Here is a 261-nt window from a genome sequence, read left to right as displayed (position 1 = left end):
AATTCCGAATCCCGGTTACAAAAATCAAAATAACCAGTAGAGAGGAAGCGCAAAGTGCGCCTTCTGCGTTTACAACATATACGGCTTATTGGAATGGAGAGTTTTTAACACATGAGATATTGAATCGGAAGAAGTTTGAGGCGTTGTTAAAGAAGGGGCTGGGACAGTAACCATGGGCGTAGCATATAACCTGACCTGCAATCACTGCACATACAATCAGAACGTATTTCTAGGCATAGGTTTCCGATACGTGTATATAAC

Annotated in this window: 1 protein-coding gene; it reads left to right on the top strand. The window is 41.8% G+C overall.

Annotated elements, in window-relative coordinates:
• The first annotated feature begins 8 nt into the window (after positions 1–8).
• Positions 9–170 carry a YoaP domain-containing protein gene (locus tag SB773_RS32695; protein ID WP_410594558.1) on the top strand — a complete coding sequence of 54 codons (162 nt, stop codon included), beginning with the start codon at positions 9–11 and terminating at the stop codon, positions 168–170.
• The last annotated feature ends 91 nt before the right edge of the window (positions 171–261 follow it).

This window comes from Bacillus sp. SIMBA_074 (genome assembly GCF_046534555.1).
Classification (GTDB): domain Bacteria; phylum Bacillota; class Bacilli; order Bacillales; family Bacillaceae_G; genus Bacillus_A; species Bacillus_A mycoides.
The sequence above is the reverse complement of the archived record's forward strand: the minus strand, read 5'-3'. Positions and strand labels throughout refer to the sequence as shown.